This is a genomic window from Pseudoalteromonas sp. MMG006 (assembly GCF_018101025.1).
In the GTDB taxonomy this organism is placed as follows: domain Bacteria; phylum Pseudomonadota; class Gammaproteobacteria; order Enterobacterales; family Alteromonadaceae; genus Pseudoalteromonas.
In genome coordinates, this window is sequence record NZ_JAGJEJ010000013.1 from 47,508 (window position 1) to 64,078 (window position 16,571).

A 16,571-nucleotide genomic window follows, 5' to 3' on the forward strand; every position below is an offset into this window, starting at 1 on the left:
AATTATAAAGAGAGTATTTTCAAGTCTCATATTCGTCTTTGTACTCATCAATATCACCAACTATGAAATCCAAAAAACTTATTTCTAAAGTATCATCAACTGTTCTACTAAGGTTATTCCAAACAATAACGTTACCAAAAGATTCCATTTTTCGAGATGCATTTAAGCAATAATAGATCTCATCGTTCAAGTTTTGAAAAACTATCAAGTTCTTCGGTAGGTTAACTTCATCTCTCTTTTTTGCTGTGAACCATACAAAATTAGGAATACCAGCAGTGCTAAAATTACTACTTCTAGTCAACCCATAGTACTCTAAAGAGCCTAAGCATAAATAACCTATTTTTTTTAAGAAAGCTTTATACTCTTCAGGTAAGGAAACATTTAAATAGGTTTCTGCATTGGCTATCTCTTCACTGCTATGAGTTACTCCAATTGAAATATCTTCGTTAGAAGACATTTCTGATAACATTGACTGAACATCTAAAATTGTACTCATTACTCAAACCCTTCTGATCTTTTTATCCAATATTTAGAACTCCATTTTGTGAAAGCTTTCTGAGCATCTGTCTGCTTCACTTTACCAGTTCTAGTTTTAGGCCATGTTGATTTTTTCCCATTATGAGCTCTAAAGCTATAATTTTTTCTAGCTACCCATTCACCGTTTACTTTATTGTATTGTGGTACATGTAAAACTTTAGTTTTTTTAGAGTGAAACTCACCACCTACTTCAGCTATTGTTCCTGGCTCTCTTTGTATTAAATGATGAAGATTCACGGGTTGGTCATCATAACCGATCGGAGGCCTTCCCTTTTTCATCCTCTGTATATTAGTACGATTCTCACCATCAACTTTATTAGGATCAAATAAATCATTTCGCTGAAAAACACGCCTGCCATCAACTTTGACCGGAGCACTCCAAGTTTTTAAAGTTTGGTCTTTCTGTGCATCAATTACTTCATCGTTATCTAAGCTTCTCGAGCTTTTAAAGCTATTCGATAGCTCTTCAAGACTATTATTGTGAACGACAGTCTCGGAATTAATTAACGCAGCCTCTGTTATACCGCCTTTAGTTTTGCCTCCTGGGATCCATTCTCCATCGTATGCACCACCTTCGCGACCATTTGGAATATCATACTCAAATCGCTCATCGCCAGGTTCGACTGTAATATACGTAATTTCATCATTACTTAAGTCTGTGTTTTCGCCTAAACTAAGTTCATCTCTAAGTATTCTCCAATCATTTCCTGATTGAGTGTATTTAGCGATAATAGCGTCCATTTCACTTTTAAGCCCTACAAACTTTCTTGGGGGTAACGTGGGGTATTCAGGGTTCAGCATCCAACTTTGAATAGAAATAAAACCTGCACCTTGTTGATTAAACTGGGCTATATGTGCATCTATATATGATTGTGGTAGATATGTAGACGGATCTGGTCGCTCAGCTTTAGGTGTAAGTAAAACTTCTTTTACCTTTTTGTAGCTATCTGCAGCTTCAGTGGTGCTATTAAAGTGCCCTTTGGTATTTTTTAAGAATGTATTCCAGCCATTTTCCTTACAACTCAACCCAAACGGATCCACCCAATTAACCGGGTTCGGTGCATATTGATAGTGGTTTATCCCTCCAACAAGGCCTATCGGATCTTGATTTATAAAGCGCTGTTGTTTGGGGCTGTAGTAGCGATAACGGTTGTAATGTAAGTCGCTCTCTTCATCTAAATATTGCCCTTGAAAACGGATTGGTTGAGTGAAAGAGTCTTCTTTATTTGATTCTGCTTTTAACTCTTCATAACCATACACATCGGCTTGGTTTTCCCATACTACTCGTGCTTTGTTGTCGGTTACAAAACGCGGGGTGTTAAGTTGGTCTAGGTGGTAGTAGTACACCTCACCTTGTTTAATCAGCGCAACTGGGTGAAATCGATTTGGCAGGTTGATATACCAGGTATATTCACCGTGTTGGCACTCGCCGATTAACTGGTCGTTATCCCAAATGTAGTCAATTTTGCCGTGCTCGGTGTGCTTGGCAATACGACGACCTAATGGGTCGTAGTCGTATTGCGTGAGCGTGCCGTTGTTATTAAAACAGCTTAACTGGTTAAACGCGTTGTATTCACGGCGGGTTTTAATGCCTTTGCCGGTTTCGCGTATTTGGTTACCAAACTCGTCGTAGTAAAAGTCGCTGTCGCCAAAGTGTGTTAGCCGGTCGGCGTCGGTGGCACTGTTTATTGTGGTGTTGTTAGTACTTTCATTATTTGCTACTGAGTCAGCGTTGCTACTGTTTTTACTACTACTTTCACTACTATTTGGCGCTAACTCATTGTATTCGCTATGCGTGGCGCGTGTTAAATCAATAGAAGAGCTGGCTGTATGCTCATTACTGGCTGCATCATGTTCTATACCCTGCTCGCCTGTATTACTAGCTTCTGTACCGCTAGTGACTGTATCGCTTGTGTTTGATTGAACAGTTTGGCTTTGCGGGTTACCAAAGCTATCCCACTGGTAATGTGTGGTTGTATCAGCACGTGAACTTGCCAATGTTTGTTGTATTAACTGCCCGAGGCTGTTGTATTCAAAATTGATGTTTTGGCTGCTTACGCCTTCGTTTTTACGAGCAATAAGCTGGTTTACGCTGTCGTAGTTGTACGTACAGGTATCAAATAATGTTTGCGCTGGGTGTGTAAGCTGTTGCTGCGTTAAACGGTTGAATACATCGAACTGTTGAGTAAGGGTTATGCTGTTACCAAACTGCTGGGTTTTAATATTACCTTGGCTGTCGTAGCCTAGTGTTACAAGCGGCTTCGCAAGTTCAACCTCTTTGCTGTTGGTTTGCTGTAAGTTAATACCGCTTAGCTGGCCAAACTGGTTGTAGCTGTATTTAAGCGTGGTTGAATCTGGCAGTGTAAGCGTTTGCCTTCTGCCGTATTCGTCGTAGCTGTATTTTAAGGTATGCGCTTGTTGCTGGTTATTAACTTGCTCAGCACACAGTAGCCTACCGCCTTGATCAAACGTTTGTTTAAGTGTTGATTGCGCATTATGTGCACGCGCTATTTTACCTTGCTTTGTGTAGCTGTAGTAATTGGCGTTATTAACAATATGTGAGTCGCTTGCAAGGCTTGCATGCTGCGCAGTTACACGGCCAAGGCTGTCGCGCTCTATTTGTACATGGCGTTTGTTGCTTTGTGTAACTGAGGCTAAGCGGTTACAGGCATCGTATTTATACTGCTGTAGCGTACCGTCAAACCCAGTTATTTGTGTTGGGTTTTCGTTCGCGTCGTAACTTATGCGGTATACGTGGCCGTCGCTTCGCTCGATGGCTGTTAAGTTTCGCTCTTTGTCGTACGTTAAATGCAGTGCGCTGCCATCGGGTTGAATAACACAATGTGGTTGGCTTAGCCCTTCAAAGTGTTGCTCTGTGGTATCGCCTTTGCTGTTTTGCGAGCTAACTAATCGCCCTGCTTCGTCGTAGCTAAAATTTTGATGCTGTTTATTTTCAGGCTCGTTTTCATCAAAAGCAATGGTTTGCGTAAGCTGGCCGTGCTCATTGTATTTATATTGAGTGAGTAAGCCTGCGTTATTAAGTGTGGCATTTACGCGGCCTAAATTGTCGTAGCTGTAACGTATTAGCTCATCGTTATAATGCTTTGCTAACAGCTCGCCTTGCTCGTTCCAAATAAACTTAGTAATTTGGCCGTTTTTATTTATATGCTGGGTTAACTGGCCGAGCTTATCGTAGCTGTATAACGTGGTGCGGCCATCGCCAAAGGTTTCGCTTTGTAGTAAGCCAGCCACACTGTATTTACGCGTAATGGTTTGGCCATCAGGTAAGGTAGTCAATACACGTTGTCCAAGTTGGTTGTAGGCAAAATGGGTTTGGTTACCATCTGGCTGTGTTATTGCTTCTAATTGGCCGAAAGGTGTGTAGGTATAGCGCGTTGTGCTGCTATCGGGCTTTATTTCACTGAGCTTTTGGCCTTGTGCATTGTATGTATATTGCCAAACATTGCCGTTAGGGTCGGTATGTTTTACCAATTTACCTTGTGCGTTATGTACAAAGTGCTCTTTGTGCCCGCGGGAGTCTATACAGGTTGTTTCACCAGCCTCTAAGTTATATTCAAACTGGTAAGTATAGGTATTGTTATCGCCCCACTGCTTTATACATTTAGCGCTAGGTGAGTAGCTATCCCACTCAAAATGATGGCTAAAGCCACTGGCTCGGGTACGCTTTGTTAATAAGTTAGCGGCATTATAGGCGTAGCGCTCAGTTTCGTTTTGCTGATTAGTAGACTCAACAAGGTTTTTGTTTTCGTCGTACTCATAGCTTGCAAGTAATGGCGATAGCAATTGCTGCTTGTTGTTCTTATCGGTGCAGTACGCTGCTACTTTGCTTAATAAACCTTGTGCGTTGTAGCTAATAATGCAGCCACGTACTTTGTTTACTTCTATACGATGTAGGCGCTCTTTAGCGTCGTAATAAAGCGCAATGCTTTGGCCTTTTTCATTAATTATTTTTTCAAGCAACCATGCGCTTGCGCCTGGTTTAAACGTAAGGTGTTGGTCATCTGGCGTTACAAGGACTTGCTTGCCATTTGTTTGGTAATGCAGCGCAAGGTTACTACTTAACTGATAGCTTGATTGGCCAGGCTTTACCTTTTCAAATTTATGTTTAGCGCCATGCTCGTCTTGGTACTCTAACCAGTATGTCCCTTTTTGCTTAGGGCCCACTTTTGGCGGTGGCAAGTAATGCTCTGTAAGGCTTGCCATAAAGTCATGGCGCCAACCATTACCCATTGTTGTGCACACATCAGCATGAGATGAGCGATATAAACGTCGCCACACTAATTGGCGACTGCCTGCTAGGGTAAAGTCGATAAGCGGCAGTATTTCTTCACCCGATAGCATTGAAACCGGATCAGAACGACACTCTTGATTTGTAATAGGCTCTTCGCTTGCGGTGTTATTACTCACACCACCCGTATTTTTAGCGGGCGCTTGCGCGGCACTTTTTCCCGATGCGGTTGTTTTAGTTTTTTTGTTAGACTTTTTATCCGCCGAGCCGCTATTAGTATTATCACTAACTTGAATAGAAGATTTAACTTTTTCACGGAAACACCTAATAGTGCCTGCAGCAATTGCTTTAATAAGCGAGTTAGCGGTTTTACGTTGGTCGTCTGCTTTAGAGGCTCCAATACCTATACTTATAAGTAGCTTAATAGTGTCAATCCGTTTAGAGGGATCATTTGTGAGCGTTTCACTAACTTGATCAACCAATCGATTCGCACTTTCATTGGTATTAGTTACAACAGCTTCGTAGCCTGCAGGCGCTTTTGCAGCACCAGCAACTAGGCAAATGGGGTAACTCGTTCCTTGTAAAACAACTGTATTACTTTGCATTAGTTGTGTACTTCCTCACTTATCCATAAGTATGATGCTGCAGCTTGGTATTTTGATTGTTCTTGAGAAATCACTAACGCGTGTTTAAAGTGATTTACAATAGCTGGGCTTGAGGTCAATTGATATAAATTGACGAGTCCTTCAAGCGCACCAATTTTACCTAATTTGTAATTAGGTAATTCATAATGTGTATGCTCACTAATTAAACTACTGAGCAATTCTAAATTATTTAACCACACATCGCTTTCGTGGTTTACGCCATTACCTGGCGCACATATAAAATCTATTCGTTTTTTACTATTAAGCGCAATGTTAGAAAACATCCCACTTAATTGGTTATGCTTTATAAAATCTACAGATGGAGCCAGTTCGTGGCTTTGTTGCATCCAACCCGTTTTACCTGCCGTAACCGTTGCAAATGCACCACCAACACCTTGATAAATATATTCACTGTTACTATTTGCTTTGTATGTTGCGTCCACTGCAAGTACGTTAACCTTTTTCCACTGATTTTTTTGTACAAGTTCAACCATTGCATTAGCGCCCGTAGCACCATAAAACAAAATATGATTAACATGCTGTGGAAATAACTGTTTTAAACTATTTGCCAAAAGTTGCTTAAGCTCACCTTGATACTCAAGCGCAGGAAGCAACCAAACTAAAGGCGTTTGTAGGTCTTCAACTTTTGCAAATAACTCTTTTGCTTTTAATATGCAATCGTATATGCAAGCATTCCACGATTGCCATTCTTTAAACTCTTTTGATGCTGGGTTTTCGCCGTATAAAAGCTCATCGATGTCTTGTGAAAATGGCGCTGAAAAGCACTCCATATTAATATTAAAAGCACTCACAGCACGGCCTCCGCAGTTAACTGCTTAGTAGTAACGTGCTGGTAGTAACTATATAAATTAAATACAGCTTGGCTATAGCTATCCATAGCAGACATCTCTATCGCATTTAACTTAGTATTTAATGCCTTCCCAGCTATTAAGCGCGAAGATGAAAGCTCGCCTTCAAACTTGGGCCAGTTAGTGTGTAACTGACGCTTAAATTCACTGCACGATAGCTCATCGCCCTGCCACGCTTGTAACTGCGTTTCAAAGCTCACCAATAAATCAAGCTTATCGCCAAGCAAGCGCCTTATTAAAGCAATAATGGCACTAGGATCTTCAACTTTATTTAAAGAGGTACTAGCTAAAGGAATAAGTTTTGCAAAGTTACTTTGCAGTAAAACCTGCATAGTTTGATCAACCGTTAAAGTGTTACTTGCATAGTTCCCAACTACATTCACCTGTTCCCAACTGAGTGATAGTAAAAAAAGTGACATTAACGGAGAATTAATAAGCCCAGCATTACATAAATGTTTAAACGTATTTATTACATCGGTATTTTTTGTTTGGCTGCTTACTAAAAAATTTTTATCCAACGCTGGCTGTAAATTCTCAAGCGACTCTTGATTAGTGGTTAATGCAAAGCCCAGCGTTTTTAAATCAATATAAGCGATTAAATTAAAGCTATGTTGTTGTAATAACACTTTATAAATAATTAATTTAGTTAGGCTATGTAAGGCGGGCTCATTCATTAAAGCGTTAATAAACGCTAGGTTAATGTTTTGGGGCAAATTAGCCATAACCTCAATACATGCTTGTGCTGTGGTATCAATGTTGGTGTCACTTTGTAAAAAAGTGATTAATTGCACTATATCTGGTTGGCTGAATTTTTGTGTTACGTTATTTTTTTTAGCCGTTAACCAACAAGCTTCTAGTAACTTTGTTTTAAGCGTTTTTATAAAACCTACGCATGTAAAAGGGCAATATTGTGCTTCACTAATTGTTAGCAGTTGCGCTTTATGATTACTTAGGTATGTAGATAGCAAGGTTAGCCACCTATTAATACTGTAGGGTTGCCAACAACAATTTTACCACCATGGGAGCTGTCATCACCCATTCTAGCGGCAGGCTTTCCGTTAATTTTCACTGAGCCAGAACCCGATTTAATGCTATCTGGCGGGCCAATACACACCATCATGTCGCCTTTACGCGCAGCGGGCATACCACCAATTAACACATTAGTTGAGCCAATAACTACAGGGCCGCCTACATGCGGCACTGTGCCGGTTGTTTTAGGGCACACATGCATGTGACCAATTGTAGCTGCGGGCTTACCCATAAAGACTCCTTGTCTGTTTATATTTTTTAAATAAAATTAATCAAATAAAGGGATAATTAATAACTTACTGTGCGCCACTAAAAGAGATAAAGACTCTATTAACTCACTTTGAGAGTAATCTGAAAGTGCAACAGGGCTTTGCATAGCATATTGGTATAATCCCGACACAATATCTTCACTATTTAATACTGGGTGTAAATTATTTAAAAACTGACTAGCGTAATAACCATTCATTGCTTTTAAGTGAGTTAATGCAGGATTTAGCAATGGATCATCAGGCCTATTAATTGGTAAACATATTAAATGTGCAAGCCCATAACGGCAATATACAACATAGCCGTTATTATTAATGCCGTTTCTAAGTCCTGAATGAAAGCTGTTTATTATTTCCATATATGCACTAATTTAATTTAATCATTCCGGCAGATAAAGTAATAGCACTACCATCAACTTTAACATTACTACCTTTAATATTTATATTAGTGCCTTCAATAGTTATATTACCACTACTGCTCATTTTAATTTGCGCAGAGCCTGTTTTAATAACTATTTCATCACCCGCTTCTATATTTAATGTTTTGCCTACTTTTAAAGTATCGTTTTCGCCCATTTCGGCAATACGATTTTTAGCAACTTTAAGGGTGTCGTTGTTAGCAATATCTGTTTTTCTGTCGTTGCCAATTTCAATATTATGGTCGTGATCTGTTTTATCGTTTTGATCGTTTTTAACATAAAGTTGCTTGTCTTTTTCTGCTTGAAGATAAACCAGCTCACTGCCTTTTTTATCTTCAAATCTAAGCTCGTTAAAATTATCAGCCCCGCCTTCTTTTGTAGAGCGCGTTTTTATACCGCTTTGTGTTTTTTCAGCAGGCAATGCGTACGGAGGCATTAAGTCTGCGTTATACACTGCCCCACTTATTATGGGTTGATCTGGGTCGCCATTTATAAAGTCCACAAGAACTTCTTGGCCTACACGAGGGAAGAAAAACGCCCCCCACTTTTTACCCGCCCAGTTTTGCGCAACACGGATCCAACACGAACTTTTAGAATCTTTTTTGCCTTCTCTATCCCAATCAAATTGCACTTTTACACGACCATATTGGTCAATCATAATTTCATCAGCGCTATCGCCAGTTACAATTGCCGTTTGAACCCCATTTATTACAGGCTTCTTCTTATTTATTTGTGCTCTGTAAGGGATTTCTTTTGGGACACATTCAAAGTGATTTGAATAAACTTCCTCTACCGATGACTGCTGCGAACCTGATTGGTTAGGCACTGTAATTGAGGTCATCATAGAGGTAATAACAAATGTTTTACCTTCAAGGCGTGGGTCTTCATGCTTTTTAAAGCTAAATAACTTACCTACAGTAAATGAGCGACAATCACTTCGCCCACTAGAAAGCTTCATATCTCTTTGTAATGACTCTAACTGTACAGATGCTAAATTAGCTGCGCGCGGGTGACACTCTTGCTCGCCCGTGTATTCAAAAATTTCAGAGACCGATTGAGTAGGAAGCTCAGGGTTTGCTTGCTCGCCATCAGGGTATCGAGATGGCTGTTTAAAGTCGTAACCAACACGTTTAAAACTACCAGGGGCAATGCTTAAACCGCCTTGCCAACGTGATACATGTGATTCACTTAAATGACCAGTTGAAAATACAACTTTGCCTTCGCCACATACTTCATAAGCTGTAATATCATCAGCTAAAACAAGCGTATGGTTGCTGTTTGAGTGTTCAAAAAAGTAAAATATACCTTCTTGTTGAAATAACCGCTGGATAAAATCAAAATCAGACTCTTGATATTGAACACAATATTCGTACTTAGGGTAGGTTTTACTGGTTTTATCGCTAAATGCAACATTGTGTTGGCCAAATAAATCAGCAAATATTTCTTTAATTGTTTTCTTTTGAAAAATGCGACTATTTTTACGATTGCGCATTGAAGCTGCGAATGGAACTATCGTCGCTTGATAATCTATATAATTTTTTTGCTCGTCAACATCTGCCGTACGGCTGCCATTTGAAACTAAATGACTAACTATGCCGTGGTAGTAACGCTCACCACCGCCATCTGCATTTTTTACTTTAATAGATACAGGTTTACCCACTAAGTCTTCGTGCGCGATTTGTTTACCAATCGTGTACATATTGGCAGACATAACAAACAAATCAGACATTGCCTCTTGGGCAACAAAACGAGTTAAATAGAGGGCATCTTTACCAGCAGGGGTGCTAATTTGAATTACGTTTTTTTCTTGTGTTGCTTTTTGCATTCCTTGCTTTTCCCGTCCTAAGAATCAAAAAAAGCTCTGAGCAATGCCCAGAGCCATTATAAGGTAACAAATATTACATTTGTTGACCTTTAACACCACTGTAACCGTATACAAGAGGAGCAGTAATGTTATTTTTGTCGTCTGTTGGAGTAACAGTCATCATCATTTCTGTGTAGCTGATAGTGATTGTTTCGATTGGACGATCGTTTTGAACTGATACTGAGTAGCTAGAAATCATTGCATCTGTAAGTTCGATTTTCATGATTTCTTCAACCTTATCACCTTGCTTAGTGATATGGAAAACAGCTGGTAAACCTTTACCAATTGTCGCTTCTTTGAAAAGATCCGGAGATGCTTTATCTTGAAGTTTGGTGATTGTTACGTCGCCAAGGCGAGTAGAGCTTGACTCACGGTCCATCGCTGTACCAGTAGCTGAGCTAATTTCACGACTTACATTCCAATCAAGAGATAAAACTGTAATTAAATCTTTGAAAGACTCAGCAGTAGTTTCGCCTTTGATTGAACCGTATTTTAAATATGTATTTGCTTGCATTTGATAATGCTCCTTTTTATTAAACAATGTTATCCATTAATACTGGATTCTTTACTTTGGTATATACCAAAATTCCTTTGAAACCATTATCTTTAATACAGCAATGAAAAGGCCTTCTGATTCCTTTCCTTAGATGAAGACAATGTCTCAAAAATTCCATGTAGTGATATCAGGCACCAAAATTATAATGCCCTCAAACTAAAGAAACAACCTTAATAACAAGTTATTTCAAATTAACTTTAATTAACCTTTAATTCAGCTCTAGTTCAAATTCATTATCTTTTACTAATAGCGATATACTATTAATTTCTTTGTCGTCAATCATGCTAGAAAGTAAAACTTCAGACAATAATGGCAGCACTCTATTTTGAAGTATAGTGTGAATGTTACGTGCCCCTGAACCTGCATTTTGGCAATTAGCAATAATATATTCAATTACATCGTCATTATAAATTAACTCTGCATTGTAATGTTTTTTAACACGTTTAATTATTTTATTTATTTGAATAGCGGCAATCTCAGTAAGAATATCGTCACTTAATGGAATGTAAGGTATTACATTAATACGACCTAAAAATGCAGGTTTAAATGAAGCAAGTAAATCATCTTGTAATGCCTTTAATAAACCTTTGATGCTTGGTTTACTTTCTTCGTCTTCAAATAAGCTCATTGTGGTGTCTGTGCCCACATTTGAGGTCATAATTATAATGGTGTTTTTAAAATCGATATCGCGGCCTTCACCATCTTTTATTGTGCCTTTATCAAATACTTGATAAAAAATATCTTGCACGCCAGGGTGTGCTTTTTCCATCTCATCTAAAAGTACAACACTGTATGGCTTTCTTCTTACTGCTTCGGTTAGTATGCCTCCTTCGCCGTAACCTACATACCCTGGAGGTGAGCCAAGCAGTAAAGATACTTTATGCTCTTCTTTAAATTCAGACATATTAATTACAGTGACGTTTTCTTCACTACCATACACTTCTTGGGCCAAAGAAAGCGCGGTTTCTGTTTTACCTACGCCGCTTGGACCTGCTAACATAAATATACCGTTAGGACGGCTTTCATCAGCGAGTTGAGCGCGAGACGTTTGAACAACTTTAGCTATTAAATCAAGTGAGTGGTCTTGTCCTACAACTCTTTGTTTCATTTGCTGTGCTAAATTTAAAATGCCATGAATTTCATCTTCATGCATTTTACCAACAGGTATGCCTGTCCAATCTGAAATAACTTGCGCTATAAGCTCTTCGTTAACCTGCCAATGAACCATATTATGTTCAAAAGAGGCTAGCCTCTCTTTGCTAAGTTTTAGCTTATCAAGTATCTCTTGTGATGACTCATCGTCTTGAGAGTTAATAAGTTCTAAAGCTTGATTAAGCTCAGTTACAATTTCTTTTTCAGTACTAAATTGTTCATTTAAAGGTGCTAATTGCTCTTCAATTGTAATTAGCTCTGCTTTTAATATGTCTAGCTGCTGCGAGTGATCTAAACCTGTTTTTTGCTCTCTATTAAGCATTTTTACTTGTGTTTCTATTTCGCTTAAGCGGTTTACAAGCTGCTCAATAGTATTTGGAGTAGATGCTTGGCTCATTGCTACGCGTGCACACGCTGTATCTAGTAATGCTACAGCTTTGTCTGGTAATTGCCTTGCTGTAATATAACGGTGTGATAAATGCACTGCGCCTTCGAGCGCTTGTTCTGATATAAACACCTTGTGGTGTTTTTCCATTACTGGCACTAAGCCTCGTAACATTGCTACCGCTTTTTCAGGAGTTGGCTCTTCAACTTTTACAACTTGGAATCGGCGTGTTAATGCCGCGTCTTTTTCAAAAAACTTCTTGTATTCAGCCCAGGTCGTTGCCGCTATTGTACGTAATTCACCACGCGCTAAAGCAGGCTTTAATAAGTTTGCCGCATCATTTTGACCTGCAGCACCACCACTACCAATCATGGTGTGTGCTTCATCAATAAATAGAACTACCGGGTTTACCGCATTCTTTACTTCATTAATAAGTGATTTAAGGCGATTTTCAAATTCCCCTTTCATACCTGCACCAGCTTGTAATAATGCTAAATCTAAACTGTGAATTTTTACATTTTGTAATACAGCCGGTACGTCTTTTTGAGCAATTCGTAACGCAAGCCCTTCAACGACTGCTGTTTTACCTACACCAGCTTCACCCGTTAAAATTGGGTTGTTTTGACGACGTCTAGTTAAAATATCAACCATTTGACGAATTTCGAAATCACGGCCAAGAATAGGATCTATTTTTCCAGCAAGTGCTTGAGCAGTTAAGTCAACAGTGAATTGATCTAAGCTTGGGGTTTTAGAGCCAGCATTTGCCTGAGTTGATGCATTTTGTACTGAATGGTTGCGCTCTTGAGATTGCGCGACTATTTCAGGCCACGCATGCAGCAATTGACCTGGTTCTATTTTATTAAATAACTTACTACAACGAGTTACTAAGCTAGATAATGCATCATCTTTAGTTAGGGTATAAATAACGTACGCACTACGAATTTGGTTATCTGTGAACTCAATGCTGGTACTTAACCAAGACTGTTTAAGCAGACTCGTTACATGCACTGACAAACTAGGGGATGACTCACTACCCGTTTTAAACGACTCTAGTGATTGGTTTAAATCCTGCTGAACTTTATCAATATCTATATCGAACGAGCCAAAAATTAGTCTAACATCATCTAATTGCTGCTCAATCATAGCAAGTAGCCAATGCTCGAGCTCAACTGTAAAATGACTGCGGCTATTACATATAGCAACAGCACCTTCTAGGCTTTTTCGGCAATCAGGACTCAGTTTTTCAACTAGTTTATTTAGTGTCATCGACGACATACTTTGTTCCTTTTAATTTTAATTATCCCTTAAACGATAACTTAGTAGGATTAGATTTTAATTTGTTATCTTGTACAGATAAAAAGCTATTGGCGCCTAACTGATACTCATTTTTTGAAAGTTTAGCGGCACCTAAATTTTGAAAATTTGACTCAATGACTAAGCGAAAGTTAATGGCATTGCCAACATAGTCTTTTGTTATTTTATTCGCGATTTCGAAAAGCGAACCTTTAGGCAAAAGTTGTTTTGCTTGATCTGGATCATCTGATTTTATATGGATTTCGATATTAGAAGAGACATCCCATACTTTATTTCCAATCATGGTATCAACACCTAATCGGGCATGTTGGCCTTCATATAATGCTTGGCTGGCTAAGCGGGTTTGTTCTTGCTCTTTTAGCTCGTGCCATTGGCCAACCATTTGTTTAATTGATACATCACAACCTAAGTATGACGAAAGTACGTTTTTTAAATCAAAGGCATTTCTAATTTTACGGCTGTATAAACCCGAAAAATGCAGTTGATGTTCGTTATATCCACCACTTAATAAACCGAGTATTTGTGTATATGGGTCTTTGTTTTTTTCTTTATTTACGTGATTAAGCGAAGGCTTATATTTTTTCCAGGCGCGATAATACAGTGAGATTAAACGATGATTAAACATGTCGTAAAAGTCACGCATGGTTGTATCTTTATAACGCAAACGCTGCATCACAAGTTCACTATAAAACTGCGGTAAAGCGCCGGAGCAACCCGTCAATCCCATAAAAGAAACCTGCATTGTTACTTTATGCATACCGTCTTCAAAACCAGTTTCTTCTAATTTGGTAATTGCATTTCCTGGATAACCAAACTTTTGTGTGGCTGTAAAATTAATTAGCTCTTGCCTTGGGTTACTGTCGTAACCAACATGTCGATAATCTAAGCCACGCTTTTTGAGCTGATTTTCAATTATGAAAACAGCTTTATAGAAGTCAATTTGAGAAGCTTGAGAGATTATTTGCTTAATCATAATAACGGACTGTCACCCACTCTAGCAGGCCATTGATAATATATTTGCTCTTGCTCTTTAAGCCTTAAGCTTAAACGTGTGTAACTATTTATAGCTGCAAATTGAGCAAAAAAGTGATCAAGTATTGAGGCAAAGAAAAACATGCCGCTGCCCGAAAAGTCATCGTTAGCGAATGTGATTTCTATTTCGCTGCCTGTTGCAAAGCTCACTTTGCCTTTTTGAATAACACGTGCTGTTGAGGGCTCTATTACCACTCTATAAATGTTATCTATCATGCCTTTAGTTTGTGGCGATGCTCTAAAATCGTACAAGCGTAAAACCTCTTTAAGCTTATTGCATGCATCTTCACCACTGAAGCTATCAAGCGTTAAATGATTAACTAACTGCCACCGTGTAGCATCAGCTAGTATAGGTCTTACTGCATGAGTAAATGGCGTTAAACATCTTATTTTTTTTATTACATCGCCGCGCTCAGGCATTAATAAACCAAGTTCGTCATCACCAAAAGGCATACTTGCCGGTAGATTTCGATTACTACAATTTGCGCGCACAGTAAGTACAGAGTTTCCGTCGCCATACTCCATCGCACTATTTTCAAAAGTAGCATCAACTAACGATAAAAACGTTTCGGTGCCTGACTCTACATAACCGCCAGCCCAAGAAGCAGTTTCTCGACGAATGTGCCAAAACAAATCATCATGCCCATGATATTTAGGATGTGTTTGACCATAAAAAGGCGAAACAATTTGCTTATTGCCTTTATGATCAAATGCAATAACTTCCGATATACCAATTACCTCTGATATTTCCGAATCCATATAACGCGGTGTTAATTTATACTCATATTCACTGATCTCAGGTCTTACTGGCTCAAGCTCTTGTTCAAATAAGTTTATTATTGGGGTACAACCTAATAAGAACATATCTTTATCTACTTGCTTTTCAAGCTCAGCAGATTCAGTATCTAGGTAAATATAAATACTACATTTATTCGATTGCTTAGGGAGTGATGAAAGAATGCCTTCAAGCTCAAAAAATCGAAATTTTTCGGGAAAAGTAAAATTTTCAACGAGCAGTCGGTATCCGGCAGATGAGCGCTGCGAATAAGGGACCACAGCCTCGTTAGAATCGAAGCCCACTACTTTTAGTTGGTTTTTTGACAGGTACCTAATACCTTCATCACCATTGTCTATAGCAATACCTATACTATGCTTAAACAGGAGTTCGTACACTTTAAGTGTATGGTGCCACTGACCATTTATAAAAACACGTAGTTTTTCAAGGCCAGTTTCTGCAAGCGAAACTCCTTTATACTCACCGGTTAACTCTATCTTAAAAATAGATTTTGCTTTTTCGTGCCAACGGGGCTTAGGCGCTACAAACGGGCTATTATCAAATTGCACATTTGTAACTTCAACGGGCCAAAGGTAGGTTTCATAACATGTTTGAAATTTACATTGCTTCATAGAGTCAACGTTAGTTTCTACTTCACTTGCCTTTGGTATAACAACCCCTGCCGTAGATAAGTTCTCGGCTTCAAGTTTAACAACCGACATTGATGGAATTGGTGCTTGGTAATCTGGCAACATTTGCCCGAGCAAAGCATCTGTTAGCTCTGGGAAGCTATCGTCGAGCTTTTGTCTTATATTGGCGGTTAAAAATGCAAAAGACTCAATTAGCCTTGATACATGAGGGTCTTCAATATGATCTTCACTTAACTTTAAACGCCCTGCAACTTTTGGGTATTTTTCAGCAAAGTCTTTACCTAAATGACGCACAAATGCTAATTCACGATTGTAATACTTTAATAACTCATCGTTCATAATGATGCCTCAATAATCTTCATACCCAAGTTAACGGGTTCTACTTCTGAATCAAAACTAATAAATTCTGGCTCAGGATCGGCGTATAAAAGCGCATTTATTCTTAAATTTAACACTCTGTTTACAGGCACTTCTTCATCTGTAAACACTTCTACTTCAAGAAACCGAGGCTCAAACTTTAAAATTGTATTTCTTACGGTTTCACACAGTAATGCGCGACCTTCGTGAGAACTTACAGACATACTCGAAAAGTCAGGTAAGCCATAAGACAAACATGAAGTAGCCAGCTCGTTGTATTGAATTGGCCATGTATGCCACTGAATTCGAGCATTTAACAAAGCTTCAATATCTCTGCGCACGTTTTTTCTAAGCTCACTAATAGTGATCCCTTCGGTACGTGATGGCGCATCCTGGAAATCAGGCTCATCATCAATGAGCCTATCTATAATGGATGCTTGAAGCTGTTGCTTATGCTCTATCATGGTTGCTAA

12 protein-coding genes are annotated in these 16,571 nt (G+C 38.9%); all 12 read right to left on the minus strand.

What is annotated here, in order from left to right:
- Window positions 1-19: 19 nt before the first annotated feature.
- On the minus strand, window positions 20-496 hold the full coding sequence (locus tag J8L73_RS13000) for an SMI1/KNR4 family protein (RefSeq protein ID WP_211017655.1): 477 nt from the start codon (window positions 494-496) through the stop codon (window positions 20-22).
- Window positions 496-5,391: an RHS repeat-associated core domain-containing protein gene (locus J8L73_RS13005; protein WP_211017657.1), complete on the minus strand. Its 4,896-nt coding sequence runs from the start codon at window positions 5,389-5,391 to the stop codon at window positions 496-498. Before J8L73_RS13005 ends, J8L73_RS13000 begins: the two co-directional genes overlap by 1 nt.
- Window positions 5,391-6,242 carry a hypothetical protein gene (locus tag J8L73_RS13010; protein ID WP_211017658.1) on the minus strand — a complete coding sequence of 284 codons (852 nt, stop codon included), beginning with the start codon at window positions 6,240-6,242 and terminating at the stop codon, window positions 5,391-5,393. The genes J8L73_RS13005 and J8L73_RS13010 overlap by 1 nt, the downstream gene beginning before the upstream one ends.
- Window positions 6,239-7,267: a hypothetical protein gene (locus tag J8L73_RS13015; protein ID WP_211017660.1), complete on the minus strand. Its 1,029-nt coding sequence runs from the start codon at window positions 7,265-7,267 to the stop codon at window positions 6,239-6,241. Before J8L73_RS13015 ends, J8L73_RS13010 begins: the two co-directional genes overlap by 4 nt.
- Window positions 7,268-7,269: 2 nt before the next feature.
- Complete coding sequence (locus tag J8L73_RS13020; protein WP_024595244.1) at window positions 7,270-7,560, minus strand: PAAR domain-containing protein; 291 nt, start codon at window positions 7,558-7,560, stop codon at window positions 7,270-7,272.
- A gap of 36 nt (window positions 7,561-7,596) precedes the next feature.
- Window positions 7,597-7,953, minus strand: a complete 357-nt coding sequence (locus J8L73_RS13025; RefSeq protein WP_058547837.1) for a hypothetical protein — start codon at window positions 7,951-7,953, stop codon at window positions 7,597-7,599.
- Window positions 7,954-7,960: 7 nt separating this feature from the next.
- Entirely contained in the window at window positions 7,961-9,838 is a 1,878-nt protein-coding gene (gene tssI, locus J8L73_RS13030; RefSeq protein ID WP_211017662.1) for a type VI secretion system tip protein TssI/VgrG, read from the minus strand.
- Window positions 9,839-9,911: 73 nt separating this feature from the next.
- Window positions 9,912-10,391, minus strand: coding sequence for a type VI secretion system tube protein Hcp (locus J8L73_RS13035; protein WP_024594574.1), 480 nt, complete (start codon window positions 10,389-10,391; stop codon window positions 9,912-9,914).
- 250 nt (window positions 10,392-10,641) lie between these two features.
- Window positions 10,642-13,245, minus strand: a complete 2,604-nt coding sequence (gene tssH, locus J8L73_RS13040; protein ID WP_211017664.1) for a type VI secretion system ATPase TssH — start codon at window positions 13,243-13,245, stop codon at window positions 10,642-10,644.
- A gap of 22 nt (window positions 13,246-13,267) precedes the next feature.
- Window positions 13,268-14,257: a type VI secretion system baseplate subunit TssG gene (tssG, locus tag J8L73_RS13045; protein ID WP_211017666.1), complete on the minus strand. Its 990-nt coding sequence runs from the start codon at window positions 14,255-14,257 to the stop codon at window positions 13,268-13,270.
- Entirely contained in the window at window positions 14,254-16,080 is a 1,827-nt protein-coding gene (gene tssF, locus J8L73_RS13050) for a type VI secretion system baseplate subunit TssF (protein WP_211017668.1), read from the minus strand. Before tssF ends, tssG begins: the two co-directional genes overlap by 4 nt.
- Window positions 16,077-16,562 (minus strand): type VI secretion system baseplate subunit TssE, encoded by a 486-nt coding sequence (tssE, locus tag J8L73_RS13055; protein WP_211017670.1) that lies wholly within the window; start codon window positions 16,560-16,562, stop codon window positions 16,077-16,079. The genes tssF and tssE overlap by 4 nt, the downstream gene beginning before the upstream one ends.
- Window positions 16,563-16,571 lie beyond the last annotated feature (9 nt).